General features: G+C 63.4%; 25 protein-coding genes. 16 read left to right on the top strand and 9 right to left on the bottom strand.

The window, feature by feature from the left end:
• Nucleotides 1–181: 181 nt before the first annotated feature.
• The 5 genes from parA to C3F35_RS05875 all read left to right on the top strand — a co-directional run bounded on the left by parA (nucleotide 182) and on the right by C3F35_RS05875 (nucleotide 4,661).
• Nucleotides 182–820, top strand: a complete 639-nt coding sequence (parA, locus tag C3F35_RS05900) for a ParA family partition ATPase (protein ID WP_003092312.1) — start codon at nucleotides 182–184, stop codon at nucleotides 818–820.
• Complete coding sequence (locus tag C3F35_RS05895; RefSeq protein ID WP_022652187.1) at nucleotides 817–1,080, top strand: hypothetical protein; 264 nt, start codon at nucleotides 817–819, stop codon at nucleotides 1,078–1,080. The genes parA and C3F35_RS05895 overlap by 4 nt, the downstream gene beginning before the upstream one ends.
• Nucleotides 1,077–1,634: a DUF2840 domain-containing protein gene (locus C3F35_RS05890; RefSeq protein ID WP_006379346.1), complete on the top strand. Its 558-nt coding sequence runs from the start codon at nucleotides 1,077–1,079 to the stop codon at nucleotides 1,632–1,634. Before C3F35_RS05895 ends, C3F35_RS05890 begins: the two co-directional genes overlap by 4 nt.
• A complete protein-coding gene (locus C3F35_RS05885) occupies nucleotides 1,631–2,218 on the top strand; it encodes a S26 family signal peptidase (protein WP_006379345.1) in 588 nt (195 codons plus the stop codon). Before C3F35_RS05890 ends, C3F35_RS05885 begins: the two co-directional genes overlap by 4 nt.
• A gap of 448 nt (nucleotides 2,219–2,666) precedes the next feature.
• On the top strand, nucleotides 2,667–4,661 hold the full coding sequence (locus C3F35_RS05875; protein ID WP_016487835.1) for a relaxase/mobilization nuclease and DUF3363 domain-containing protein: 1,995 nt from the start codon (nucleotides 2,667–2,669) through the stop codon (nucleotides 4,659–4,661).
• 75 nt (nucleotides 4,662–4,736) lie between these two features.
• Here C3F35_RS05875 and C3F35_RS05870 read toward each other — a convergent pair whose 3' ends face one another.
• The 6 genes from C3F35_RS05870 to C3F35_RS05845 form a co-directional block, all read right to left on the bottom strand.
• Nucleotides 4,737–5,342, bottom strand: a complete 606-nt coding sequence (locus C3F35_RS05870) for an ABC-type transport auxiliary lipoprotein family protein (protein ID WP_223231737.1) — start codon at nucleotides 5,340–5,342, stop codon at nucleotides 4,737–4,739.
• Between the two features lie 92 nt (nucleotides 5,343–5,434).
• Complete coding sequence (locus C3F35_RS05865; protein WP_016487833.1) at nucleotides 5,435–6,364, bottom strand: MlaD family protein; 930 nt, start codon at nucleotides 6,362–6,364, stop codon at nucleotides 5,435–5,437.
• A 91-nt stretch (nucleotides 6,365–6,455) separates the two neighbouring features.
• Entirely contained in the window at nucleotides 6,456–7,277 is an 822-nt protein-coding gene (locus C3F35_RS05860; protein ID WP_016487832.1) for an ABC transporter ATP-binding protein, read from the bottom strand.
• Nucleotides 7,274–8,431, bottom strand: coding sequence for an MlaE family ABC transporter permease (locus tag C3F35_RS05855; protein ID WP_016487831.1), 1,158 nt, complete (start codon nucleotides 8,429–8,431; stop codon nucleotides 7,274–7,276). The genes C3F35_RS05860 and C3F35_RS05855 overlap by 4 nt, the downstream gene beginning before the upstream one ends.
• On the bottom strand, nucleotides 8,428–9,048 hold the full coding sequence (locus tag C3F35_RS05850; protein WP_016487830.1) for a DUF3313 family protein: 621 nt from the start codon (nucleotides 9,046–9,048) through the stop codon (nucleotides 8,428–8,430). The genes C3F35_RS05855 and C3F35_RS05850 overlap by 4 nt, the downstream gene beginning before the upstream one ends.
• Before the next feature lie 15 nt (nucleotides 9,049–9,063).
• Nucleotides 9,064–9,528 carry a TetR family transcriptional regulator gene (locus C3F35_RS05845; RefSeq protein WP_130015548.1) on the bottom strand — a complete coding sequence of 155 codons (465 nt, stop codon included), beginning with the start codon at nucleotides 9,526–9,528 and terminating at the stop codon, nucleotides 9,064–9,066.
• A 125-nt stretch (nucleotides 9,529–9,653) separates the two neighbouring features.
• On the opposite strand from C3F35_RS05845, the gene C3F35_RS05840 reads away from it, so the two are divergent.
• The 4 genes from C3F35_RS05840 (at nucleotide 9,654) to C3F35_RS05825 (ending at nucleotide 12,724) form a co-directional block, all read left to right on the top strand.
• Entirely contained in the window at nucleotides 9,654–11,057 is a 1,404-nt protein-coding gene (locus C3F35_RS05840) for an efflux transporter outer membrane subunit (protein ID WP_016487825.1), read from the top strand.
• Between the two features lie 89 nt (nucleotides 11,058–11,146).
• Nucleotides 11,147–12,052, top strand: coding sequence for a LysR family transcriptional regulator (locus tag C3F35_RS05835; protein WP_006378999.1), 906 nt, complete (start codon nucleotides 11,147–11,149; stop codon nucleotides 12,050–12,052).
• Nucleotides 12,053–12,084: 32 nt separating this feature from the next.
• Nucleotides 12,085–12,348, top strand: a complete 264-nt coding sequence (locus C3F35_RS05830) for an EexN family lipoprotein (RefSeq protein ID WP_016487824.1) — start codon at nucleotides 12,085–12,087, stop codon at nucleotides 12,346–12,348.
• 58 nt (nucleotides 12,349–12,406) lie between these two features.
• The gene (locus C3F35_RS05825; RefSeq protein ID WP_000539741.1) at nucleotides 12,407–12,724 is read left to right on the top strand and encodes a DMT family transporter; all 318 of its coding nucleotides are present in this window, start codon (nucleotides 12,407–12,409) and stop codon (nucleotides 12,722–12,724) included.
• A 335-nt stretch (nucleotides 12,725–13,059) separates the two neighbouring features.
• On the opposite strand, the gene C3F35_RS05820 is transcribed toward C3F35_RS05825, so the two are convergent.
• The 3 genes from C3F35_RS05820 to C3F35_RS05810 all read right to left on the bottom strand — a co-directional run bounded on the left by C3F35_RS05820 (nucleotide 13,060) and on the right by C3F35_RS05810 (nucleotide 15,327).
• Nucleotides 13,060–13,566, bottom strand: coding sequence for a hypothetical protein (locus C3F35_RS05820; RefSeq protein WP_006378996.1), 507 nt, complete (start codon nucleotides 13,564–13,566; stop codon nucleotides 13,060–13,062).
• A 44-nt stretch (nucleotides 13,567–13,610) separates the two neighbouring features.
• A complete protein-coding gene (locus tag C3F35_RS05815; protein ID WP_016487823.1) occupies nucleotides 13,611–14,141 on the bottom strand; it encodes a polyketide cyclase in 531 nt (176 codons plus the stop codon).
• Between the two features lie 280 nt (nucleotides 14,142–14,421).
• Complete coding sequence (locus tag C3F35_RS05810; protein WP_006378991.1) at nucleotides 14,422–15,327, bottom strand: LysR family transcriptional regulator; 906 nt, start codon at nucleotides 15,325–15,327, stop codon at nucleotides 14,422–14,424.
• A gap of 306 nt (nucleotides 15,328–15,633) precedes the next feature.
• On the opposite strand from C3F35_RS05810, the gene C3F35_RS05805 reads away from it, so the two are divergent.
• Genes C3F35_RS05805 through trbJ form a run of 7 tightly spaced genes read left to right on the top strand, consistent with a single transcriptional unit; the run spans nucleotide 15,634 to nucleotide 23,022 of the window.
• A complete protein-coding gene (locus C3F35_RS05805; RefSeq protein WP_016487822.1) occupies nucleotides 15,634–17,631 on the top strand; it encodes a conjugal transfer protein TraG in 1,998 nt (665 codons plus the stop codon).
• Nucleotides 17,628–18,104, top strand: a complete 477-nt coding sequence (locus tag C3F35_RS05800; RefSeq protein ID WP_006378865.1) for a CopG family transcriptional regulator — start codon at nucleotides 17,628–17,630, stop codon at nucleotides 18,102–18,104. Before C3F35_RS05805 ends, C3F35_RS05800 begins: the two co-directional genes overlap by 4 nt.
• Nucleotides 18,101–19,180, top strand: coding sequence for a P-type conjugative transfer ATPase TrbB (gene trbB / locus C3F35_RS05795; protein WP_022652184.1), 1,080 nt, complete (start codon nucleotides 18,101–18,103; stop codon nucleotides 19,178–19,180). Before C3F35_RS05800 ends, trbB begins: the two co-directional genes overlap by 4 nt.
• Nucleotides 19,167–19,553 carry a TrbC/VirB2 family protein gene (locus C3F35_RS05790; RefSeq protein WP_006378803.1) on the top strand — a complete coding sequence of 129 codons (387 nt, stop codon included), beginning with the start codon at nucleotides 19,167–19,169 and terminating at the stop codon, nucleotides 19,551–19,553. The genes trbB and C3F35_RS05790 overlap by 14 nt, the downstream gene beginning before the upstream one ends.
• Nucleotides 19,550–19,819: a VirB3 family type IV secretion system protein gene (locus C3F35_RS05785; protein ID WP_006378802.1), complete on the top strand. Its 270-nt coding sequence runs from the start codon at nucleotides 19,550–19,552 to the stop codon at nucleotides 19,817–19,819. Before C3F35_RS05790 ends, C3F35_RS05785 begins: the two co-directional genes overlap by 4 nt.
• A gap of 12 nt (nucleotides 19,820–19,831) precedes the next feature.
• Nucleotides 19,832–22,282, top strand: coding sequence for a conjugal transfer protein TrbE (gene trbE, locus C3F35_RS05780; protein WP_006378801.1), 2,451 nt, complete (start codon nucleotides 19,832–19,834; stop codon nucleotides 22,280–22,282).
• Nucleotides 22,279–23,022: a P-type conjugative transfer protein TrbJ gene (gene trbJ / locus C3F35_RS05775; RefSeq protein ID WP_006378800.1), complete on the top strand. Its 744-nt coding sequence runs from the start codon at nucleotides 22,279–22,281 to the stop codon at nucleotides 23,020–23,022. The genes trbE and trbJ overlap by 4 nt, the downstream gene beginning before the upstream one ends.
• Nucleotides 23,023–23,031: the final 9 nt, after the last annotated feature.

Here is a 23,031-nt window from a genome sequence, read left to right as displayed (position 1 = left end):
GAGTACGACCCTCGTGCTATCAGGAGTACGAAAACGCCGGAAAGCCAACAACGGCGCGGGTTTGCGTTCCCTCTAACTTACCTAACAAGAAATACATAACTTTTAGTAGAAGCGCGCCGTTTCGGTGGACAACCACGAAATGGCACGCCCAGGCCGGCTTTCCAGCTCGGAGGGCCGCGCCATGATCTTCGCGTTTCTCAACCAGAAAGGCGGCGTCGGCAAGACCACGCTCGCCACGCACATCGCCGGCGAACTGGCGATGCGCGGCCTGCATGTCATCCTGCTGGATGCCGACCCGCAGGGGTCATCGCTCGACTGGACGCAGCGGCGTAGCCAGCAGGGCCTGCCCCGTCTGTTCAGCGCCGTGGGCCTTGCCCGCGAAACGCTGCATCAGGAAGCGCCAGAACTCGCCAGGCGGGCCGATCACATCATCATCGACGGCCCGCCGCGCATCGCCGCCCTCGCGCGCTCCGCGCTGCTGGCGGCCGAGCGCGTGCTGATCCCCGTGCAGCCCAGCCCCTACGACGTATGGGCTTCTGCCGAGATGGTCGCACTGATCCGCGAAGCACAGGTGTTCCGGCCAGCGCTACGCGCGGCCTTCGTCATCAACCGGCGCGTCAGCACCACCATCATCGGCAGGGAGGCACGGCAATCGCTGGCCGAACAGCCGCTGCCCGCGCTGCGCTCGGAGATCCACCAGCGCATCGTCTTTGCCGACAGCGTAGCCGCTGGCCGGCTCGCCCGCGAAACCGCGCCCGACAGCGCGGCTGCCCGCGAGATCGCCGCGCTCACCGACGAACTGCTGCGGTGGCCGACATGACTGGAAAGCCATCACCACGCAGCAAGCGCGTCGGCATCGGTGTACGTCCCCCAGCGAATCCGCACGCCGAAGCGTGGATTCGCCAGGGCGACGCAGATGCCTTGCAGAAAGGCGACCTCTACACCGCTCGACTGACGCTTGACATCACGCCCGCCATGCGGGCGCGCATCAAGGTGTCGGCCTTCACGCGAGGCGTGACCGTAGCCGAACTGCTGCGCAGCCTGCTGGAGCGGGAGTTTCCCCCGGAGGGCACGCCGTGAACGCATCCGCTTCGACCGCCCACACCCCCAAAGCAAGTGCGCCCACGGCTGCACCGCCGCCGGCGCCTTCGACACTCGCCGGCCAGGCCGGCAACGTGCCGCTGACGCGCGTGGCGCTGACCTACATCGAACCCCGCTTCAAGCTCTACCTGCGCTTCGGCGAACCGGCGCGCACGCTCCAGCTCGACCGCTGGCGGCGCTGCGCCGTGTTCCTGCCGAACGCGGTTCTGTGCCGCATCCGTTGGCAGGCCAACGACTACGGCACGATCCGCTGGCAGCTCATGGTGATGCAGACCGCCACGCCGCTGGACGCCGTGCAACGCATCCCCGGCGTGCAGCCGGGCGCGCGTCTGCTGTTGCACGCCGAAGGCGATGCCAACGTTCGCGCCGTGCTGGAACGCATCGACGACATCGAGGCGCTGGGCATCGCAGCCGCAGACACATCGCCCGCGTACTGGCGCACGCTCGCGAACCGGCTCGCAGCGCGCTCGGCGTTACCCACATACACCACAGAACGGCACGCCGCCTGGCTGGCAGGGAGGGCATTGCCATGACCACGATTTCCACGACCGGCCCCGTGCCGCATCCTCGCTCGCGCCTGCGCACTCGCCTCGTGCTGGCAGGCTTCGCCACCGTCGGCCTCGCTGCGCTGGCCTGGGCTGCGTTCGTGCAGCCCCTGCCGCGAATGGCCTACAACCCGTCCGACAGCGTGGCGGTCGGTTGGTATCGCATCGAACCGTTCGACCCGCGCACCGCCTCGCGGCCACGTCCGCTGTCCGTGGACAGCATCGTGCTGGTGCCGCTGCCCGACAGGGCCGCCATGCTGGCTGCGCAGCGCAGTTACCTACCGACCCGCGTTCCGCTGCTCAAACGTGTGGGCGCAGTCGCGCCACAACACGTCTGCATCGTCGCCGGCCAGGTTCGCATCGACGGCGTGCCGGTGGCCGCCGCCCTGCCTGCCGACCGGCAGGGCCGACCGCTGCCATCCTTGCAGCTTTGCCGCCGTCTCGAACCGGGCGAACTGTTCCTCTTGAGCGTGACCAACCCAGCGTCGTTCGACAGCCGCTATTTCGGGCCGGTCAGTGCATCCACCGCGATCGGCGTTGCGCATCCGATCTGGCTGGAGACACGTCCATGATGGCCGCCGATTCGCTGCACTTTGCCGCGCCTCTCATCGTGCCATCGGGCATGTCGTTCTACTGTTCGTCGCCTTGTCATCGCACGTGCAGTGCGGGTGCATTCGCACCGCACTTCGCGCTGCCTTCGGCGCAGCCGTCCAACGTGCAGGCGTCTTGCCTCGAACGCGCCTGGCCTGCGGCCATTGGCGTGTTCGCCGGCGGGCTGGCTGCTGGTGCAGCAGCGCCGCCGGGCCGCCGATGCCCGGAGCGGGAGCGAGGGGCAAAGGCGGAAGGCAAGACAAAAGGACGCGGCACCGGGCCGCGTCGAAGGCCTGTCTGCACATGGGGGTGGCGCGGCACGGAGCGGCTTTGCCGCCGTGCCGCGTGGGGCGCGAGGCCCGCGCCAATGCAGGCATGTCCGCGTGCTTCGCACGCCCGGAGACGCCGGAGCTTGCCAGGGGCGCTGCCATGACCGACCGCCGCGACGACGATTTCCGGGTGCGCCCTGGCGCGCCGAAGAACCGAGGCAAAGGCCAGGGCCAGAGCTTCGTTTCCAAGGTGCTCAAGCGGGCTGGCAAAGCCAGCGGCGGCAAGTCGGCGGTGCGCCGTCCTGTCGCTGGCGGGAGCGGCCAGCACGCGGGCCAGCGGCCCGGCTCACGGCTTGGGCGCGGCCATACGGCAGCGCGCTTCGCAGGTGCAAAGCTGACACCCATGTCACGGCGCGTGACCGTCAAGACGCTGCTGGTCAACCAGCGCAACGCCAGCCCGCAGTCGCTCGCCAAGCACCTGCGCTACATCGAGCGCGACGGTGCCGGCCGGGACGGCGAGCCGGGCCGTGCCTACGGGCCGCAGACCGACCATGCCGACCTCGATGCCTTCAAGGAACGCTGCCAGGACGACCGACACCATTTCCGTTTCATTGTTTCCCCGGAAGACGGAGCCGAGCTGGACGACCTGCGCACCTACACCCGGCACCTGATGAACCGCATGGAGGCCGACCTGGGAACGCGGCTGGATTGGGTGGCGGTCGATCACTGGAACACCGACAACCCGCACACGCACCTGATCGTGCGCGGACGCGACGATACCGGCAGAGACCTCGTCATCGCGGGCGACTACATCGCCCACGGCTTCCGCCATCGCGCCGCCGAGCTGGCGACGGAATGGCTGGGGCCGCGCACCGAACTGGAGATCCAGCAGACCTGGCAGCGCGAGGTGAAGCAAGAGCGGTGGACGAGCCTCGACCGCACGTTGCAGCGCGAGGTCGGCGAGGATGACCGGGTGCGGATCGAACGCTTCAACGAACCGACGTTGCAACGCCAGCGCCTGCTACTGATCGGCCGGCTGCAACGCTTGCAGCGGCTCGGCCTGGCCGACGAGGTGCAGCCCAGCACCTGGGCCATCCATGCCGACGCTGAGAAGACCCTGCGTGCCCTGGGCGAGCGTGGCGACATCATCCGCACCATGCAGCGCGCCATGAGCGGCCAGCCGCGCGAGCTGGCGGTATTCGAGCCGGCCGACGACGGCCGTACCCTCGTCGGCCGCGTGGCCGCCAAGGGGCTGGCCGACGAGCTGCACGACCGCGGCTATCTGGTCATCGACGGCGTGGACGGCAAGGCCCACTACGTCGCTTTGAACGCCCGCGACGAACTGGCGAGCTACCCCACCGGCGCGGTGGTGGAGGTGCGTGGTTCCGCCGAGGTACGGGCGGCGGACAAGAACATCGCCGCACTGGCGAGCGATGGCCTGTACCGTACCGATCATCACCTGGCGATCGAGCAAGGCCGAGCCAAGCCCGGCCGCGACCCGCAGGAAGTCGTCGCGGCCCACGTCCGACGGCTGGAAGCCCTGCGCCGGGCCGGCATCGTGGAGCGCGTGGCGGAAGGGCTATGGAAAGTGCCGGACGACCTATCCGAGCGTGGGCGCCAGTACGATGCGCAGCGACTGGGCGGCGTGGCCGTGGACCTGAAATCTCACCTGCCGATCGAGCGGCAGGCCCGCGTGATCGGCGCCACCTGGCTCGACCAGCAACTGATCGGCGGCGGCCGGGGATTGGGCGACCTGGGCTTTGGTGGCGATGCCAAGCAAGCCTTGCAGCAGCGCGCCGACTTCCTCGAAGAACAGGGGCTGGCCCAGCGGCGTGGGCAGCGGGTGATTCTCTCCCGGAATCTGCTGGAAACGCTGCGCAATCGGGAGCTGGCGCAGGCCGCCCAGCACATTGCCGCCGATAGTGGGTTGGAGCATCGGCACGTCACAGACGGGCAGCGCGTAGCCGGCATCTACCGGCGCTCGGTCATTCTCGCCAGCGGTCGCTATGCGCTGCTCGATGACGGCATGGGGTTCAGTCTGGTGCCTTGGCGGCCGATAATCGAGCCACGACTGGGGCAGCAGATCGCCGCGACTGTACGCGGCGGCGGTGTGTCATGGGAGGTTGGACGGCAACGAGGTCCTGGGATTGGATAGGGGCCGTAGGCTGTCGTACCGAGTTAAGGTGTCGAGCAGCGTTCTGGCCCTAGCTTCTGTGCTCCGTTAAGGCGACTAGTCTGTGCTTATCGCCGACGCTGTGGGTGCATGGTTGCTTGCCGATTCCGGTGCAACTCGCAAACGCGCTGCCCCGACCTGAACTGCCCATTCAACGATCTGCCCGGCCAACACGTCCGTCGCGACACCGAACGCGCTCACCACATCTGCCTCTCGCTTGCTGCCTGTAGCTTGGATTGCTTCGAAGCGTCTACTGGCAATAGCAGTCCGTTTGGCCGGATCGACCAGTTGCACATCGAGCCGAACCCGAACCGCGGCGATCGCTTCAGTGCCGCGGTATTCGAGCTGGAACGCCCGTAGCGTACTGCGCAACTCCATATCGGCGCTCATTGGCGTGCTATCGGTAATCACCGAAGTCGACCGCCCATCGCGCATGAAGGCTTCGACGATTCGGTCGCGTAGCAGCACCGGTGCGGGGTCGGCCCAACGCACTCCTTGCCAAGCCGACAAGCGACCATCGGGCTGCGCAATGAAAAGCCGCTCCGAATCCAGGACGCGACTACTCTCAGGGGCGTAGACGCGCAGCGCCCCAGGTCCAGGAACGGCGCGTGGCGTACTCTCCGCCTGGGCGATGTGATAGTCGGGCAGTTTGTAGGTGACCATTGGAGCTGTTTTGGGAAGCACACTGCACGCGGACAAGCCGAGTACTAGCGTCATAGTCGCGGCAGCGACGGGAATCATCCTGGCGGAAGTGTTCACGGCTTGGTTTCCTCAATGTTCTCTCCACCGAGCAGGTATTGCGCCGGATTGCGATCCAGTCGGCGCAGCACGGTGTTTAGATTGGCCAGCGCCTGCTGGAGTTCGTGCATGGCAGGGCCTGTGGCGGCCATGCCTTGGTTCAGCGATTCCTGATTGTTTTGCAGTAGCGTCTCAACCCTGAAAGCGGCGCGTTCGAGGGATGCCGTTGCATCACGCGTGTTCACCATGATTTGCTTACCATCGTTATTTAGTAGCAGGTTGGCATCGCGAAGAGTGCTATTTGCTTGGCGCACGGCAGCTGTCGATTCTCTGCTTGCTTCGGTCAGATTGCTGATTAACGTCGCGATCTCGGCCCTCTGGTCAGCGACCGCGCCCGTAGTCTGTTCGAGATTCACTAGACTGCGGTGCACAAGAGCCAAATTCTCCTTCGACAGTAACTCCTGCGTGCGCAGCAAGATGCCGTTGAGTGTCGTCATGCTGTTACCCTCGCCGGAGACCAGGGATGCCATCGCCGAACGTGGCGCGAGGATCAACGGTTCCTCGTCCTCTTTCCGATCCAGCAATGGCACGTTTGGCCCACCGTCGCTCAACTCGATCACCGCGTTGCCGGTAATTCCCGTGATGACCAATTCAGCGCGGGTATCCTGCCGGACCGGGATGGTGGCATTGATACGCACGCGCGCTATCGCCCGCCTTGGGTCAGGCGGCGAAAGAGAAAGTGCAACGACTTCGCCAATCGTGATTCCGCTGTACTGAACCTGGCTGCCGGGCGTAAGCCCGGTCACTGGCTCATCGAACATGATCCGGTAATACTGGTAATCGTGGTCGGAACGTGTGTCGCTGAGCCAGAGCGCGAAGCCGATACCAATCGCACCGAGCAGCACGACGAACAGACCAATGAATACATGATGGGCACGTGGCTCCATGATCAGACCACCTCGTTTTCAGAGTGTAAATATTGCGTGCGCCCAGCCCAATGCGTGCGCGACGGAAGAATGATGCAGATGCGGAAGGGTTTCATGGCTGCGTCTCTTGGCTGGAAGCACCAGTGGCCTGTGCGGCCGCACGGCCACGGGGGCCGTGAAAGTATTCCTGTATCCACGGGTGCTTGAATCGCTCGACTGCCTCGATGCCGTCGTTGATGAGTACCTTCTGGTTCGCCAGGACCGCGACACGGTCGCATATGGTGTACAGCGTATCGAGGTCGTGGGTTACCAGAAACACCGTGAGACCCAGTGCATTGCGCAGGGTCAGAATCAATTGGTCGAAAGATGCAGCCCCGATTGGATCCAGTCCTGCGGTGGGTTCGTCAAGAAACAGGATGTTCGCATCAAGCGCCAAGGCTCTCGCCAGTGCTGCTCGTTTCACCATGCCTCCGGACAACGAGGCCGGATATTTGTCTCCCGCTCCGGCAGGCAACCCCACCAAGCCCAGCTTGCTTCTTGCCAAACGCTCGGCAAGAGGCCGCGCCAGACCGACATGCTCGATTAAAGGAAGAGCGACGTTCTCCAAGACGGTCAGCGATGAATACAACGCGCCCTTCTGGAACAGAATGCCGAACCTTCGCTCCATACGCGCGCGTGCAAGCCATTGGGCTCGCAGTAGGTCGCGCCCCCCGATACGGACCACGCCCGAATGCGGCTTCTGCAGCCCGACGATGCTACGCAAGAGCACGGATTTCCCGGTGCCTGATCCTCCCACCACGCCAAGGATTTCCCCGCGTCGCACGTCCAGGTCCAGGTCCTGATGGACCTGCTGGGTTCCAAACCTGTTGTCTAGGCCGCGCACTTCAATAGCGTGTCGCACACCGTTGTCGGTGTCTTCCTTCACCGCGCTCACCAGCCCATCTCCATGAAGAACAGTGCAGCGATGGCATCGATCAGGATCACCATGAAGATTGATTGCACAACACTAGAAGTCGTGTGGTCGCCTACCGACTCAGCGCTACCGGCGACCTTGAACCCTTCATGGCAGCCGATAGCGGCGATCATCACCGCGAAGAGCGGGGACTTGCTCATTCCGACAAGAAAATGGCGCACCTCGATTTTTTCCTGCACGATGGCAAGGAACTGTGCAGGAGGAATCTCCAAGCTCAGTGCGCATACAGTGGCGCCGCCCACAATGCCAGCCAAGATGCCTACTAATGTGAGCAGTGGCAAGGACACAAGAAGCGCCAGCACGCGTGGCAGCACCAGCAACTCGATGGGGTCGAGCGCGTTGGAGCGAAGCGCATCGATCTCTTCATTTGCCTTCATCGAACCGATTTGGGCGGTATACGCGCTTGCGGTACGGCCTGCAATCAATATGGCCGGGAGCAGCACTCCGAACTCGCGCATGAACGAGAAGGCGACCAGATGCACCGAGAAGATGCTCGCACCGAAGTTGGCCAGCACCGTTGCGCCCAGGAACGCCACCACCATTCCTACCATGAAGCTCAGTAGCGCCACGATGGGAATGGCGTCCACCGCTGACCGCTGGATTTGAGCGATCACCGAGGTCGTGCGCCAGCGACGCGGGTGACGAACGGTACGGCTCCATGTTTCGATGATCTGACCCACGAACCCGGCCAGACCAAGACACGCACGACAGCCCTGTTCCACGGTCAGGCCTATGCGTCCCAGACCGCGGAGCAGAGGATTCCCGCTCACCGCTGCTTTGTCCGTCTTCTGCTGAGCGGTAGCAGCGGCGGCAAGCGCTTTCATTAGGGCGAGGCGATCCGGGGACAGATTTGGAGCTGCCTCCGGCCGGTCGAGTATCGAGTCTGGCCCGAGAATTTCCACCAGCAGAGCCGCGCCGGCGGTGTCCAGTCTCTGGACTTGCGTCCAGTCGAGCAAGGGAGTGGCGTACCCCTCGGCATGGCTGATGCGGGCGGCGGACACGGATTTTGCCAGACTGGCGTAGTGCTCTATCGTCCAGTCGCCACCCGCCAGCCATTTGTGATCACCGCCGACCATGGCATCCTGCCGGAGCCAAGCCTGTGAAGCGTTGCTCATGGCTGCGTGTCCCGCCAAGCGCTGTCGATGCGCTCGATGCAGTTCGTGATCGCCGCTTTGGCATGACCCAGCAATGTGTACGAACCGGCGAACTCTTTAATGACGTTGCCGCGCTCGAAGCAACTGGCGGCAGCAACGCGTCGTCCCGTACTTACATCGACTGCTTCGAACTCTAGGCTGGCACCGCCCGTCGTCACGGGTCCAACCAGCAGGGTCGTCATTGCATTGACTGCCCGATTCGGTGTCTGCAGTTCGGTGACCGCTACACGCACCCGAACCTGTCCCGTGCCACCTGGGGTGGCGGGACTTTTGCCTTCCTGGCGTTTCAGTTCGCTCGTCACATGGTCTAGCACTTCACGCTGCTGCGCGTCATCGAGCCCATCGATGCGACCCGAGGCGGTCTTGATCTGCGCATCTTCCACCACGACAGCGGCATAACGCTTGGGCTCGAATCCCGCTGCGCGGTACATCAGTACGTTCTCGTATCGTGTCGGCGATAACTTCTCGTAGTCGCCGAGAAATCCGGAGCGCGTCATGCTGTTGGTCGCGCATCCAGAGAGCGCGGCTGCTACGCAAAAAAAAATGCCGCCGCGGATCAATGCAGTTTTGCTCTTCATAATGGGTCTCCTTGATCAAACGAAACTAAGACAGGCAATGCCTGCTGCGATGAGGGCGGTGCCAGACCAGCGCGTCACTGATGCGAGATCGCCTAGCAAGAGGGCGCCGATACCCAAGTTTCCAAGTAGCCCGATTCCTGCCCAGGCTGCAGAGGCCGCGCTGATCGGAATCCGCTTGAGCGCGAGCCACAAATCTCCGGCAAACCTGCGCTCGTGATTGGCTTGTACCGCGTCGAACGCCCGGATCATCTCGTCGATCAGTGTCACGAACAAATCGCGTTTGGTCTTGAAATGATAGAGAAACGCCCCTTTGCTCAACCCGGCCCGCACGACGACGGCGTCCAGCGTCAGACGACTGGCGCCTTCCTCCAGCACCAGTTCGCGAGCGGCCTGCAGGATGCGCTCGCGAGTTAGCTGGGCTCCTTGCTGGAGAACGGGCTGCGCATCGGTGCTGCTATGGGCGGTGGACGGGGGGGGCAACTTTGTTTTCGCGCGAGGCGGAATGGTCGTGCTCCAAAAAAAGCTTGAGTCATATACAGTCCAGTCGGTATAGTAGAAGGCGTAAAACAGTCCGTCAAGACTTTTTCGGAATGCAAGGACCTGCCATGTCTCAAATTCTTGAACGCTATCGCCTCATGGCCATGATTTCGCCGCTAATGCTTCTTGCGGCTTGCAGCCATGCTCCGCACTCTGCCGATCCGCCTCGCCTGGATGTACCGGCCCATTTCTCAAATGAAGAGGGAGGTGAAGGCATCCTGGACAAATCATCCCGCCGTACTCTTCCCGTCGACTGGTGGACGGCCTACGGCGATCCACAGCTCAATGTCCTAGTCCGGGCGGCGCTGGAGCGCAACACCGAACTGTCGATTGCGCGCGCGCGCGTCGACGAGGCCTCGGCCGCCACGCGGCGAGCACGGGCCTCCCTGCTCCCCTCGTTGTCCGCGGGCACGCAGGCAACTCGAGGACGCGACTATTCAGAGAACGTTGCGATCGGCAATGATGGCCGCGCCACGTTGTCTGCATCGTGGGAGGCAGACCTGTCGGGGCGGCTTTCGCAGGCAGCAGAAGGTGCGCGCCTGGATGCGGTGGCAGCCGAACAAGCGTGGGTTGCCACGCGTTGGCAGGTCGCGTTTGAAACAGTGTCGGCGGCTGTGCAGCAGCGCCAAGCCAGTGAACTCGAAGCGCTCGCCACGGCGCGGCTGGCATCCGCCGAGCGACTCGTCTTGCTGACACAACGGAAGTTCGAGGCCGGACAAGCTACCGGCTTCGACATCGAGCGAACCCGCTCCGGCGTCGTCGCACTGCGTGTGGAGCAAGAGCAACTTCGGCGTGCGCGCGGCGAGGCGACGCATGCACTTGATGTACTAGCGGGACAAACGCCCGGAGCGTCTGCAGCTTCTCCGACTCTTGCTTCACTCGCCGCCCCCAATTGGACACCGACACGCATACCTGCGGACCTGCTGAGTGAGCGGCCCGACGTGCGCGCCGCCGAAGCGAAGTTCGCAGCCGAAACCGCGCGCTGGAACGCAGCCGAAGGCGAACGCTTCCCTAAGCTGGTGTTGGACCTGAGCGGCGGACGGCAGCGCGTTGAGAGTGCGGGGACGCGCATTACCGGCAACATTTTTTCACTTGGGGCCGGGGTTTCGTTGCCGATCTTCGATGGTGGCGCGATCCGTGCCGGCATCGAGACCGGAGAGGCGCGCAGCCGAGCTGCGCGCGCGGAGTTCGAGCGCACTTTGTTGAGTGCATTGCAGGACGTAGAGAACGCATACCTCGGTTGGCATACGCAGCACGCCGCACTGGAGCATCAGACCGAGGGGGTCGCAGTCGCGGAGCGTCAGCTCGATCGCAGCCGCCGTCTGTTTGAGGCGGGACAAGTGGACGCCACGGTGGTGGCCGAGGCTGAGGCGGGGGTGATGTCAGCGCAGGCTTCGCTGATCCGCACGCGGGCCGAGACAGCCGTGCAATGGGGTGTGCTGGCAAAAGCACTATCCGGCCCACCTGTTTGATCGGGGAAGCTTGCTGGAGCAGCTTGCGAAGGCTAGATAGCGTGGCGCAAGGCGAAGGTGGTGAGGCCTAAGTGAGGAGGAATGCGAACATGGAAATTCGGCATCTGCGCTACTTTCTAGCGGTGGCAGAGGAACTGCACTTTGCCCGAGCCGCAGAGCGCCTCCACATCGAGACATCGCCGCTGTCGCGCGCCATCAAAGAGCTTGAAGAGGAGTTGGGCGTAGCGCTATTTGCGAGAACCACTCGGAGCACCCGCTTGACTCGTGCAGGCAGACTCTTCTTTGAGAGCGTACCCCGTGTCTTCGCAGCTTTGCAGCAGGCGCGCGACAGTGTGAACGCCGCAGCCAATGGCTTTCATTGCCAGCTCCGTATTGCATTGTCTGATGGAATCACGCCATCGCGCCTGCCTGCGTTGTTGGCGCTCTGCCGGCAGGAAGAGCCGGAAGTGGAAGTTCGCTTCTTCGAAGTGCCTTTGTCACAGCAAATCAAGGGATTGTGTGGCGAACTGTACGATCTCGGCTTCGCTCAATCGGATGAAGTCGGCGAAGGCATCATCGCCGTGCCGGTGTGGAGTGACCCTCTGATGGTAGCTGTGCCCGCACGGCACCCCTTGCTATCCCACAAACAGATTCCCCTGGAAGAGCTGTTGCGGTATCCGCTGGTGCTCTGCGACGCGGTGGCGTGTGAGGGCCATGCTCGGCAAGTTGAACGGGTGCTACGTCGCGTGGACATTGAGCCTCTAATTGCCGAACGCGTGACTTCCAGCGATCTAATGATGGTCCTGGTTTCGGCGGGACTTGCACTAGGCCTCACAGGAGGTGCGCATATTACTGCCAGCAGGGAACAGGGTGTGGTCGCACGGCCGCTGACTGGAGGTTCGCCCATGCTCACGACCTATCTGCTACGACCGGCCAGCGAGCCGTCAGAAATACTGACTCGCTTCATGGAACGCGTTCATTCGATCAAATCTCCAGACGCCAAAAGTCGGCGGTAAACCATCACACAATCTCCCAAGGAAACTTAACCATGAAGAAGATTGCTCTCATATTGCTTTCCTCGACACTGGCAGCCTGCAGCCCATCCGGGAAACCAGATAAAGGCAACCTTCCGACGGTCGATGAATTAGCGCTCAATCCTGAGCGGCTGAAAAAGTTGCGCCAGCAATGCAAGTTGGATCGTCCTATGCTGGGCGACCAACTATGTAACCGGGTTGCCGAGGCTACGCGAAAGCGCTTTTACGAAGATGGCGATGTGCCCTACACCACACCTAAAGAGCCGCCGAAGTTCTAAGCTGGTGGTCACGCTGGAGTATGTATGCCGGATATGAAAAACTTGAAGGAGAATTGCAATGGGCTGGATCTATCTTGTTTTGGCTGGATTGTTTGAAATCGGATGGCCGGTCGGGCTGAAAATGGCGCAAGAGCCAACATCGCGTTGGAGTGGGGTCGCAGTAGCCGTCTCTTTCATGACAATTAGCGGCGCCTTCCTATGGCTTGCTCAGCGTCAGATACCGATTGGGACTGCTTATGCGGTGTGGACGGGTATCGGAGCGGCGGGAACGTTCTTAGTCGGAATTCATTTCTATGGCGACCCAACCTCCCTGATGCGATACCTTGGCGTGGCGCTGATCATCCTGGGCGTTATCACGCTCAAGTTATCGAGTTGAGTACTAGCTCCTTTGATAGCGTAGTCACTGGGACACCCTGCGACACAGACTGGATCGGGTTCTGGGAACTCGCACGGTCACCTCCTCCTAGTCGTTATATGTGGTGAGCTTGCCGCAGCCTCGGGAGAGTTCGAGCCAGTGCGCGTAAGGCGGTGGAGCAGCCATTCCGGGTGCTCCACCTTCAGCTCCTGCAAAGGTGGAGAAAGAGTGTGGGTTGGCTAGCATGGCGCGGCCAAGAATCACCAAACCCATCTACCTGCCAGCGATCACGTGCTCGGCCATTCGCGGATCGTCGATGCCCCAACTCACTGCCACAGGTAGCCCAGTCTCGCGGCTCATGCGTTTGGCAAAGGGGCTGACGCGACGGCCGGCAACCAGCGGCTGGCCATTCGCTTCCTTGACATTAACCAGTCCGGCTCGGCCGTGGCAGGCCGCCGCGACCACCCTGCCGTCAGCCCAAGCGCCCGACAGCAGATTGACGAGCGCCCCGCTCCGGGTAAGTCCCACATGGTGCCATGGCCGCCGGGCAGGAACATCACCGCACCCCCTTCCGGGGCGATGCTGTCGATCTTCAGCGAGCCTTCGAGCTTGTCCATCGACACCTTGTCATCGAGGAAGCATTCCACGCTCGGCGGGTTCATGCCTTCGCTCGCTATGGAATGAGGATCCACCGGAATCTCGCCGCCGGCGATTGACGCAATATCCACATTGGCACCTGCATCGACCAAGGCGTAGTACGGGGTGGACTGTTCCTCGAACCACACGCCGGTCAGGCGCGGGTCGTCGCCCATCGTTGCCTGCGAAGTCAAAACCAGCAGAATCTCGAGGGGAGTTCCCATCATGGTTTTCTCAGTTCAGACGCTTGGGATCAAGCGGCCAGCGACCATTACGCCTGCTTGGCTTTGCGCGCTGTCTCGACCAAGCTGTCGAGCCAGTCCTGATGGCCGTTGATCATCGGGTTGGGTTTGGCGTTGTGCAGCTCCTCGGCCGGCTTGCCCTTCTGCGTTTCCTGCGTGAGGATGCGCACGCGCCCGCCGTCCAGGTTCTCGACCAGCCAGGCGTGATGCACATCCAGGCGCGTATCTGTGCCTTCCTCGCCGGACCAGCCGTGCCAGGCCACGCGGCCGGGTTGCCCATCCGCAGGTGCCACGTACTCGTTGCACTGCCCCTCTACCGGGAAGCCGAAGGTCTCGAAATAAAATCGATCGCCGTCGGCCAGTACCGGGCCTTTGCCGCCATGAAAGCGCACGTTAGCCGAGTTGGCGTAGTAGCTTGGCCACAGCGATGGTGTGACGAGTAGCGGCCATACGTCGGCCGCGCTCAAGCCGGCGGCGATGATCTCATTAGAGGCGAAATTCTCAGTAAAGCCCGGCGTGTAGCCTTCGGGCCAGAGGATGGCGTTCTGTTGCTTGCTCATATCGAAGCTCCTTCACAAAATGTCAATGACGCAACAGGGGTGGCTGCGTCATTCAAGTGGTCATAGAGCAATCATGAGCCTCCCTGTGAAATAAGTGAAATCCTAATTTTTTATTTTTGAAATCATATAATTTGATATCAGCGTCTAGGTTCTGCCATCCGCCGACAAGGCTATCTCGCAGCGGTGCTACGAAAGGGTCCGTCTCCAATTGAGCCGGCTGATTGCATATTTGTAGTGCGAGGCAGAGTTGTGCTGAGCATGACGATGAGAGCCATCTTGCCTACTTGTTGTTAGCACAGGAAGTGAACAGCAGTGCTCGTATCCAGCGATGTGCTGGATCGTGATGGGTGCGTTCGTGCCAAGCAGCCGTCTTGGTGAACCCCGGTATCTTCATCGGCGGCAGGGAGATAGCCAGCTTGTCCATACCGGCGACCAAGCGGCTCGGCAAGATCGCGACCATGTCACTGGCACGCAGGATGTCTGGCAAGATCAGAAAGCTCTTGACCGACAGTGTGACGCTTCGTTGTTTGCCCAACTGTTCTAGCGCATCGTCGGTGACGCCGCGGAAACCTCCACCATCGTAGGAAACAAGCGCATGGTCGAGAGCACAGAACTGCTTAACTGTCAGCTTGCGCCCCATAGCCGCTGGATGGTCTTCCCGCAGGACACACACGTAGTGCTCCTTGAATAGCTCTCGGGCATGCAGATTTGGCGGAGTGATCTCTGGCGTCAGGAGGGCTAGATCGATTTGACCGCGCTCAAGCTGGTTCTGTAGCAGTCCGCTCTCGACTGGCACTAATGAGACTCGAACGCGCGGTGCGTGCTGTTTGAGTGCCGATAGAAATGGGACAGCAATGGCACGCAGCGCATAGTCCGTCGCGGCGATGGAGAAGGTCAGTTGTGCGGTGGCCGGGTCGAAAGAAGGTGGCTGGAGCAGCGCGTCGATTTCCGCTAGCACCTGTTTGACAGATATCCCTATGTCTAGCGCCCGCTGCGTCGGAACGATGCCCCGCTGCGCACGCGCGAACAGCGGGTCGCCGAAGCTTTCACGCAGCCGCGCAAGCATGCCGCTCAAGGCCGGTTGGGTTAGTCCAAGACGTGCTGCCGCCCGTGTCACGTTGCGTTCGTCCAACAATACGTCCAGCGCCTTGAGTAAGTTGAGATCCATGCTCTTGATATCTTTCATTCTTATCCAGATTTCAATAAATAATTCTTTCCCATGATATCTAGATTCTGCTCATGAGGGGAGCGAGACCCAGCGAGAATTTTTTTCTGGGCAACCTCTTGGAAACTCCAAATGCGCCATAGGGTGCTTTAGTTTGCGGCGTTTGTCTTCGACTCGCCCCGCCGCTCATTCTTTCTTTTCCCTCGACCGTTGTGCTCAAAACGGTCTTTGACGGGCACCCACGCGGCACCGATCCTCGCTCTATGCGGCACGTTCCTGTGCCGCTTTTGAACGAGGAATCAGTGCAGGGAAATCGGAGGCCAGTCAATGCAAGCTCAGGGCGTACTGTTCGGGCAGATCGCCGCCGTATTCGGCATCGTGATCGCCGGCGTGTGGGGTGCAACGCAATGGACAGCCGCCGCCCTGGGCTATCAACTACGCCTTGGCTCGCCATGGTTCGACTTCTTTGGAACCCCGGTCTATCACCCTTGGCGGCTGTTCGAGTGGTGGTTCTTCTTTGATGCCTACGCGCCGCACGTCTTCGATATCGGCGGGGCCATCGCGGGTGGAAGTGGTCTGGTGGCCGTGGTGGTCGCCATCGCCATGTCGGTGTGGCGCTCGCGGCAAGCGCGCCTTGTCACCACCTACGGTTCGGCACGCTGGGCCGATGCGGAAGACATACGCAAAGCTGGGCTGATCCAGCCCGACGGGGTTTTCCTCGGGCTGCATCGCGGCCAGTACCTCCGCCATGAAGGCCCGGAACACGTCCTGACCTTCGCACCAACGCGCTCGGGCAAGGGTGTGGGCCTGGTCGTTCCCACCTTGTTGAGTTGGCCCGCATCCGTCGTCGTTCACGACATCAAAGGCGAGAACTGGACGCTCACCGCAGGCTGGCGTTCGCGGTTTAGCCACTGCCTCCTGTTCAACCCCACGGATGCGCAGTCGGCAGCCTACAACCCGCTGCTGGAAGTGAGGCGCGGCGCGCACGAAGTGCGCGACGTGCAGAACGTGGCCGACATTCTTGTCGATCCCGATGGCGCACTCGAACGCCGGAACCATTGGGAAAAGACCAGTCACGCGCTGTTGGTCGGCGCCATCCTGCATGTGCTGTACGCAGGCGAGGACAAGACGCTGCGCGGCGTCGCCAACTTCCTCAGCGACCCGGCGTGTCCGTTCGAGCTGACGCTGCACCGGATGATGACGACGAAGCACCTGGGCGATGCGCCTCACCCGGTTGTCGCATCCGCTGCCCGCGAAGTGCTTAACAAGTCGGACAACGAGCGATCGGGCGTGCTCTCCACCGCCATGTCGTTTCTCGGCCTGTACCGCGACCCGACCGTGGCCGAAGTCACATCGCGCTGCGATTGGCGCATCGCCGACCTGATTTCCGCCGAGCACCCGGTATCGCTCTATCTGGTGGTGCCGCCCTCCGACATAAGCCGCACCAAGCCGCTGATCCGGCTCATCTTGAACCAGATCGGGCGGCGGCTGACCGAATCGCTCGACGGCAGCGATGGCATCGCGCGCCGGCACAAGCTGCTGCTGATGCTGGACGAGTTTCCGGCGCTGGGCCGCCTCGATTTTTTCGAGTCCGCGCTTGCCTTCATGGCCGGGTACGGCATCCGCAGCTTTCTCATCGCTCAAAGCCTGAACCAGATCGACAAGGCGTATGGGCAGAACCATTCCATCCTCGACAACTGCCATGTCCGGGTGACTTTCGCCACCAACGACGAAAGGACGGCGAAAAGGATTTCAGAAACCCTCGGCACCGCCACCGAGCTTCGCGCGCAGCGCAACTACGCCGGCCACCGGCTCGCTCCGTGGCTGGGGCACCTGATGGTGTCGCGTCAGGAAACTGCACGGCCGCTGTTGACGCCCGGCGAGGTGATGCAGCTTCCACCTGATGACGCCGTGGTCATGGTGTCCAGCGTCGCCCCGATCCGCGCGAAGAAGCTGCGCTACTACGCCGACGCCAATTTCAAGAATCGCGTCCTGCCACCGCCCGCGCTCGTAGCCGGGAGGTACGCCGACGCGCCGCCAGCCCGCCCCGACGACTGGAGCGGCTTGGCGATCCCGGCCGTACCTGCGGCGCCGGCCTCGGCATCCGCCGATGGCCTGGGCGGCACCGATGACGGCGGCCCACGCCGCCAGCCCGAACTCTCCGAAACCGTCGCCTACGACCCCGAGCCGGACGCACATGCGAACGACCTGGCGCTGCTCGATGACGACGACCTGGCGCTGCCGCTTCCCGGCCAGCTCGACCCGGCCATGCAGCGCACGGCCCGGCTGGCTTCCCTCGACCCCAACGACGGAATCGACCTATGAGCCAATACCGCCTCAATCTTTTCATCCAGCCCGAGCACGCCCAGCGCCTGGACGAACTGGCCGCCAAGAAAGGCGTGTCCAAGTCGTCCATCGTCGCAGCGGCCTTGGCGTCCTGGCTGTCGCCCGATGCTGGCGACCAGCGCGAGGCCGCCATTGCCAAGCGGTTGGATCGACTGTCGCGGCAGACCGAACGCCTGGAGCGCGACCAGAACATCCAGATCGAAACGCTGGCGCTGTTCATCCGCTACTTCCTGACCGTCAGCACGCCGGTGCCCGAAGCCCATCAGGATGCGGCACGCGCCCAGGGCAAGGTGCGCTTCGAGCAGTTCGTCGAACAGTTGGGTCGCCACCTTCTGCGTGGCCGCAGTCTGGTGCGCGACGTGGTGGAGGAACTGCACCCCGATCCGATGCAGATGGATGACGCAGCAGCGATGGCCTCCGCCCATGAACGAACTGCGGAGCGTGCGTCATGAGTGCCGTTCCACAGATCCAGCCCGAACCTCGCTCATCCGCAGCAGCGTCCCAGGATCGCCGCATCCAGATGCTGCGCACTGCAATGGGGCCGCTGATCGCCGCTGCGCTCGAAGACCCGGATGTGGTGGAAATCATGCTCAACCCCGATCGCACCCTGTGGGTGGATCGGCTGTCGTCGGGTCGCTCGCCGCTGGGCGTGGAGATGCCCGAGGCCGATGGTGAACGCATCATCCGCCTGGTCGCCGCGCATGTCGGCGCGGAGGTGCATCGCGGCCAGCCGCTCTTGACCGCCGAGTTGCCGGAAACCGGCGAGCGTTTCGAGGGCATCCTGCCTCCGGCCGCCCCGGGGCCAGCCTTCGCGCTACGCAAGCGGGCCGTGAGCATCATCGGCCTGGATCGCTACGTGGCCGACGGCATCCTGACCGCCGGGCAGGCCGAGTTCCTGCGCCGCGCCGTGCGCGAGCGGCAGAACATCCTAATCGCCGGCGGCACCAGCACCGGCAAGACCACGCTGGCGAACGCGCTGCTGGCCGAGATCGCCGCCACAGGCGACCGCGTGCTGGTGCTCGAAGACACCATCGAGCTGCAATGCGCGGCCCGCGACCATGTGCCGCTGCGCACCCGCGCCGGCGTCGTCACCATGACCGAGCTGGTGCGGGCCACGATGCGCCTGCGGCCTGACCGCGTGATCGTCGGCGAGGTGCGCGGCGGCGAAGCCCTCGACCTCATCAAAGTGTGGGGCACCGGCCACCCCGGCGGCATTGCGACCATCCATGCCGGCTCCGCGCTGGGCGCGTTGCTGCGCCTCGAACAGTTGATTCTCGAAGTCGCTGTGAATCCGCCGCGGGCGCTGATCGCCGAGGCGGTCAACGTCGTCATCAACATCGCCGGACGCGGCCGCAAGCGCCACGTCGAAACCATCGCCCGTGTCGTCGGCTTCGACGGCACCGGCTATCGCCTGGCGGACGCACTGGAAACGCCGTTTCCCGAGCTGACGCCGGTTCCTCTCGCAGCCGACGCCGCTGCACATTCCCGTCCCCCAACCAACTTGGAGAACTGCCATGACGCACGTTGATTCTTTCCGCTTTTCCGTAAATCCGCTTCCTCGCCTGTCCGGCCTGGCGCGGCTGCGCAGCCTCACCCGCCCTGCGAGGCAGGGGCTGCTGCTGGCCGCGCTGCTGCTGTTGCTGGCCGGAACGGCGCAAGCCGCCGGTTCCTCGATGCCGTGGGAGGGGCCCTTGCAGTCGATTCTGGAGTCGATCCAGGGGCCGGTGGCACGCATCGTCGCGGTCATCATCATCATCGCCACGGGCCTGGCGCTGGCCTTCGGCGACACCAGCGGCGGCTTTCGCAAGCTGATCCAGATCGTGTTCGGGTTGAGCATCGCGTTCGCCGCTTCCTCGTTCTTCCTGTCGTTCTTCTCGTTCTCCGGCGGGGCCGTCGTATGAGTACGGCCAGCGACCTTCCAGGCTTCGAGGTGCCGCTGCATCGCTCGCTGACCGAGCCAATCCTGCTGGGCGGCGCGCCGCGCACCGTGGCAATTGCCAACGGCACGCTGGCCGCCGCCGTCGGGCTGGGCCTGCAACTGTGGATTCCCGGCGTGGTGCTCTGGATCGTCGGCCACTCGCTGGCCGTATGGGGTGCGCGCGTCGATCCGCAGTTCATGCAGGTCTTCGCGCGGCATATCAAACACCGCCCGCTTCTGGACGTGTGAGGGGAGGACGCCATGCTGAACCTTGCCGAATATCGTCAGCGCCCGGCCTTGCTTGCCGACTGGCTGCCCTGGGCCGGGCTGGTCGCGCCGGGCGTTGTGCTGAACAAAGATGGTTCGTTTCAACGCACGTTCCAGTTTCGCGGCCCCGACTTGGACAGTGCGACACAGGGCGAGCTGATTGCCACGTCGGCGCGGCAGAACAACGCGCTTCGCCGTACCGGGTCTGGCTGGGCCTTCTATATCGAGGCCGAGCGGATGCGGGCATCGAGCTATCCGCAATCCTCCTTTCCCGAACCACTGTCCTGGCTGGTGGATGAGGAGCGACGCGCGGCGTTCGAGGAGTCGGATGGCCATTTCGAGAGCGTCTATCACTTCACGTTGCAACACCTACCGCCGCAAGAGTCTCGCGCCCGTGCGGCTGGGATGCTGTACGAGAACCGGCCCACTGAGGGTGTGGACTGGCGTGGTCGGCTTGATTCCTTCGTGGCAGAGACCGATCGCGTGTTCGACCTGCTCGATGGTGTGATGCCGGAGATTGCCTGGCTGGACGATAGCCAGACGCTGACCTACCTGCATGCCACAGTCTCCACCCGGCGCTATCGCGTCGGCGTGCCCGACGTGCCGTTCCATATCGACGCACTGCTTGCCGATGCCGCGCTGGTCGGCGGCCTGGCGCCCATGCTGGGCGATCAGCACCTGCGCGTGGTGTCGGTACGAGGCTTCCCGACCTCGACCTGGCCGGGGATCTTGGACGACCTCAACCGCCTGGGCTTTGCGTATCGCTGGAGTACGCGCTTCCTGTGCCTGGACAAAGCCGAGGCGGAACGGGAATTGGGGCGCTTGCGGCGCCAATGGTTCGCCAAGCGCAAGAACGTCATCGCGCTGCTGCGCGAAACGATCTTTCAGCAGGAAAGCCCGCTGGTCGATACCGATGCCAGCAACAAGGCCGCCGACGCCGATGCCGCCTTGCAGGAGCTGGGCAGCGATCAAGTCGCCTTCGGCTACCTCACCGCCACGGTGACGGTGCTCGACGCCGACCCGGCCGTGGCCGACGAGAAGCTGCGCATGGTGGAGCGCGTCATCCAGGGCCGGGGTTTCGTGACCATCCCCGAAACCCTCAACGCAGTCGATGCCTGGCTGTCGTCCGTCCCCGGCAACGCATACGCGAACGTGCGTCAGCCCATCGTTTCGACGCTGAACCTGGCGCACATGATGCCGATGTCAGCGGTATGGGCTGGGCCGGAGAAGAACGAACACCTCGATGGCCCGCCGCTGATCGTCACCCGCACCGATGGCGCGACGCCGTTCCGGCTGGTGACGCACATCGGCGACGTGGGGCACACCCTTGTCGCCGGGCCGACCGGCATGGGCAAGTCGGTGCTGCTCGCCATCTTGGCCATGCAGTTCCGGCGCTACTTCGGCTCGCGGATCTTCGCCTTCGACATGGGCCGCTCGATGCGCGCCACCATCTTCGGCCTTGGCGGTGAGCACTATGACCTCGGCGCCGATGGCGGCATCGCCTTCCAGCCACTCGCGCGAATTGCCCACGAGGGCTACCGCACCTGGGCCGCCGAATGGGTGGAGGGCCGGCTGCTGCACGAAGGCGTGACGGTCGGCCCGGACGAGAAGGCTGCCATCTGGTCGGCGCTGAGAAGCCTTGCCGGTGCGCCGGTGGAGCAGCGCACCATGACCGGCTTGTCGGTGTTATTGCAGTTTAACGCGCTGCGCCAAGCGCTCGCGCCCTATGTGCTGGGCGGCGCACACGGCAAGCTGCTGGACGCTGACCACGACCGGCTGGGCATGGCCGACGTGCAGGGCTTCGAGATGGAAGAACTGATGCACAGCCCGGCCGCCGTGCAAGCGGTGCTGCGCTACCTGTTCGCCCGCTTCGACGAACGTTTCGACGGCGCGCCCACGCTGTTGATCCTCGATGAAGCGTGGCTGTTCCTCAATGAGCCGTCCTTCGCGGCCCGCATCCGGCAATGGCTCAAGACGCTCAGAAAAAAGAACGTCAGCGTCATCTTCGCCACGCAGTCGCTGGCCGACATCAAGGACTCGACCATCGCGCCAGCCATCATCGAAAGCTGCGCGAGCAGGATCTTCTTACCTAACCCGCAGGCCACCGAGCCGCAGATTCGCACGATCTACGAAGGCTTCGGCTTGAGCAGCCGCCAGATTGAGATCGTGGCGACCGCCCAGCCCAAGCGCGATTACTACTACCAGTCGCGCCTCGGCAATCGCCTGTTCGACCTCGACCTGGGGCCTGTCGCGCTCGCATTCGCGAGCGCATCCACCCCTCAAGACCAACGCGACATTGACCGCGTGCTGACGCAGGCCGGCGCTCCCGGCTTCGCCGGCGCGTGGCTGCGCCATCGCGGCCTCGGCTGGGCCGCCGACCTGCTGCCGTCCGCTCCGGCGGCAGCTTCCTTTCTCGCTTCTCAACCGCTGGAGGTTTCGCCATGATGACCAAGCCCCGTTTGCTCTCTGTCTCACTCGCTGCTGTGCTGTCGGTATCGCTGTTGGCCGTGCAGCCCGCATCCGCGCTGACGGTGTTCGACCCGTCCAACTTCGTGCAGAACACGCTGACCGCCGTGCGCACGCTGGAACAGATCAACAACCAGATCAACCAGCTCCAGAACGAGGCGCAGATGTTGATGAACCAGGCCAGGAACCTGGCAAATCTCGACTTCAACATCGTCAACCGCCTGCGCTCGACGCTCGCCACCACCGAGCGCCTGATCGCCGAGGCGCGCGGCTTGGCCTACGACGTGCAGAGCATGGATGCCACGTTCGCCCGCCTGTACCCGGAACAGTACGCCTCCACCATCAGCGGCGACCGCATGGCACAGGATGCCCGCGAACGCTGGCAGAACACCTTGAACGGCCTGCACACCGCGATGCGGATGCAGGCGCAGGTGTCGCAGAACCTCGCCCAAGACGAAAGCGCGCTGGCCGACCTCGTGAGCCAGAGCCAGTCGGCCACCGGCGCGCTGCAAGCGATGCAGGCGACGAACCAGCTCCTGGCTTTGCAGGCCAAGCAGTCGATCCAGGCGCAGCAGCTCCAGATCACGCAAGACCGGGCCGCTTCGCTGGAACTGGCGCGGCAAGCGGCGGCTATGGAGCGCGCCCGCGAAGTGCGGCGGCGCTTCCTCGGCACCGGCACGCCGTACACGCCGCAGTCCGTCAACTTCTACAACAACTGACCGGAGGCG

The organism is Leclercia sp. LSNIH3, from assembly GCF_002935105.1.
Lineage (GTDB): Bacteria > Pseudomonadota > Gammaproteobacteria > Enterobacterales > Enterobacteriaceae > Enterobacter > Enterobacter adecarboxylatus.
The sequence above is the reverse complement of the archived record's forward strand: the minus strand, read 5'-3'. Positions and strand labels throughout refer to the sequence as shown.

Excerpts from the sequence above, each read along its gene's own strand:
- parA (WP_003092312.1), top strand. The coding sequence starts at position 182 with ATGATCTTCGCGTTTCTCAACCAGAAAGGCGGCGTCGGCAAGACCACG.
- C3F35_RS05895 (WP_022652187.1), top strand. The coding sequence starts at position 817 with ATGACTGGAAAGCCATCACCACGCAGCAAGCGCGTCGGCATCGGTGTA.
- C3F35_RS05885 (WP_006379345.1), top strand. The coding sequence starts at position 1,631 with ATGACCACGATTTCCACGACCGGCCCCGTGCCGCATCCTCGCTCGCGC.
- C3F35_RS05875 (WP_016487835.1), top strand. The coding sequence starts at position 2,667 with ATGACCGACCGCCGCGACGACGATTTCCGGGTGCGCCCTGGCGCGCCG.
- C3F35_RS05870 (WP_223231737.1), bottom strand. The coding sequence starts at position 5,342 with ATGGTCACCTACAAACTGCCCGACTATCACATCGCCCAGGCGGAGAGT.
- C3F35_RS05865 (WP_016487833.1), bottom strand. The coding sequence starts at position 6,364 with ATGGAGCCACGTGCCCATCATGTATTCATTGGTCTGTTCGTCGTGCTG.
- C3F35_RS05855 (WP_016487831.1), bottom strand. The coding sequence starts at position 8,431 with ATGAGCAACGCTTCACAGGCTTGGCTCCGGCAGGATGCCATGGTCGGC.
- C3F35_RS05850 (WP_016487830.1), bottom strand. The coding sequence starts at position 9,048 with ATGAAGAGCAAAACTGCATTGATCCGCGGCGGCATTTTTTTTTGCGTA.
- C3F35_RS05840 (WP_016487825.1), top strand. The coding sequence starts at position 9,654 with ATGTCTCAAATTCTTGAACGCTATCGCCTCATGGCCATGATTTCGCCG.
- C3F35_RS05835 (WP_006378999.1), top strand. The coding sequence starts at position 11,147 with ATGGAAATTCGGCATCTGCGCTACTTTCTAGCGGTGGCAGAGGAACTG.
- C3F35_RS05830 (WP_016487824.1), top strand. The coding sequence starts at position 12,085 with ATGAAGAAGATTGCTCTCATATTGCTTTCCTCGACACTGGCAGCCTGC.
- C3F35_RS05825 (WP_000539741.1), top strand. The coding sequence starts at position 12,407 with ATGGGCTGGATCTATCTTGTTTTGGCTGGATTGTTTGAAATCGGATGG.
- C3F35_RS05820 (WP_006378996.1), bottom strand. The coding sequence starts at position 13,566 with ATGATGGGAACTCCCCTCGAGATTCTGCTGGTTTTGACTTCGCAGGCA.
- C3F35_RS05815 (WP_016487823.1), bottom strand. The coding sequence starts at position 14,141 with ATGAGCAAGCAACAGAACGCCATCCTCTGGCCCGAAGGCTACACGCCG.
- C3F35_RS05810 (WP_006378991.1), bottom strand. The coding sequence starts at position 15,327 with ATGAAAGATATCAAGAGCATGGATCTCAACTTACTCAAGGCGCTGGAC.
- C3F35_RS05805 (WP_016487822.1), top strand. The coding sequence starts at position 15,634 with ATGCAAGCTCAGGGCGTACTGTTCGGGCAGATCGCCGCCGTATTCGGC.
- C3F35_RS05800 (WP_006378865.1), top strand. The coding sequence starts at position 17,628 with ATGAGCCAATACCGCCTCAATCTTTTCATCCAGCCCGAGCACGCCCAG.
- trbB (WP_022652184.1), top strand. The coding sequence starts at position 18,101 with ATGAGTGCCGTTCCACAGATCCAGCCCGAACCTCGCTCATCCGCAGCA.
- C3F35_RS05790 (WP_006378803.1), top strand. The coding sequence starts at position 19,167 with ATGACGCACGTTGATTCTTTCCGCTTTTCCGTAAATCCGCTTCCTCGC.
- C3F35_RS05785 (WP_006378802.1), top strand. The coding sequence starts at position 19,550 with ATGAGTACGGCCAGCGACCTTCCAGGCTTCGAGGTGCCGCTGCATCGC.
- trbE (WP_006378801.1), top strand. The coding sequence starts at position 19,832 with ATGCTGAACCTTGCCGAATATCGTCAGCGCCCGGCCTTGCTTGCCGAC.
- trbJ (WP_006378800.1), top strand. The coding sequence starts at position 22,279 with ATGATGACCAAGCCCCGTTTGCTCTCTGTCTCACTCGCTGCTGTGCTG.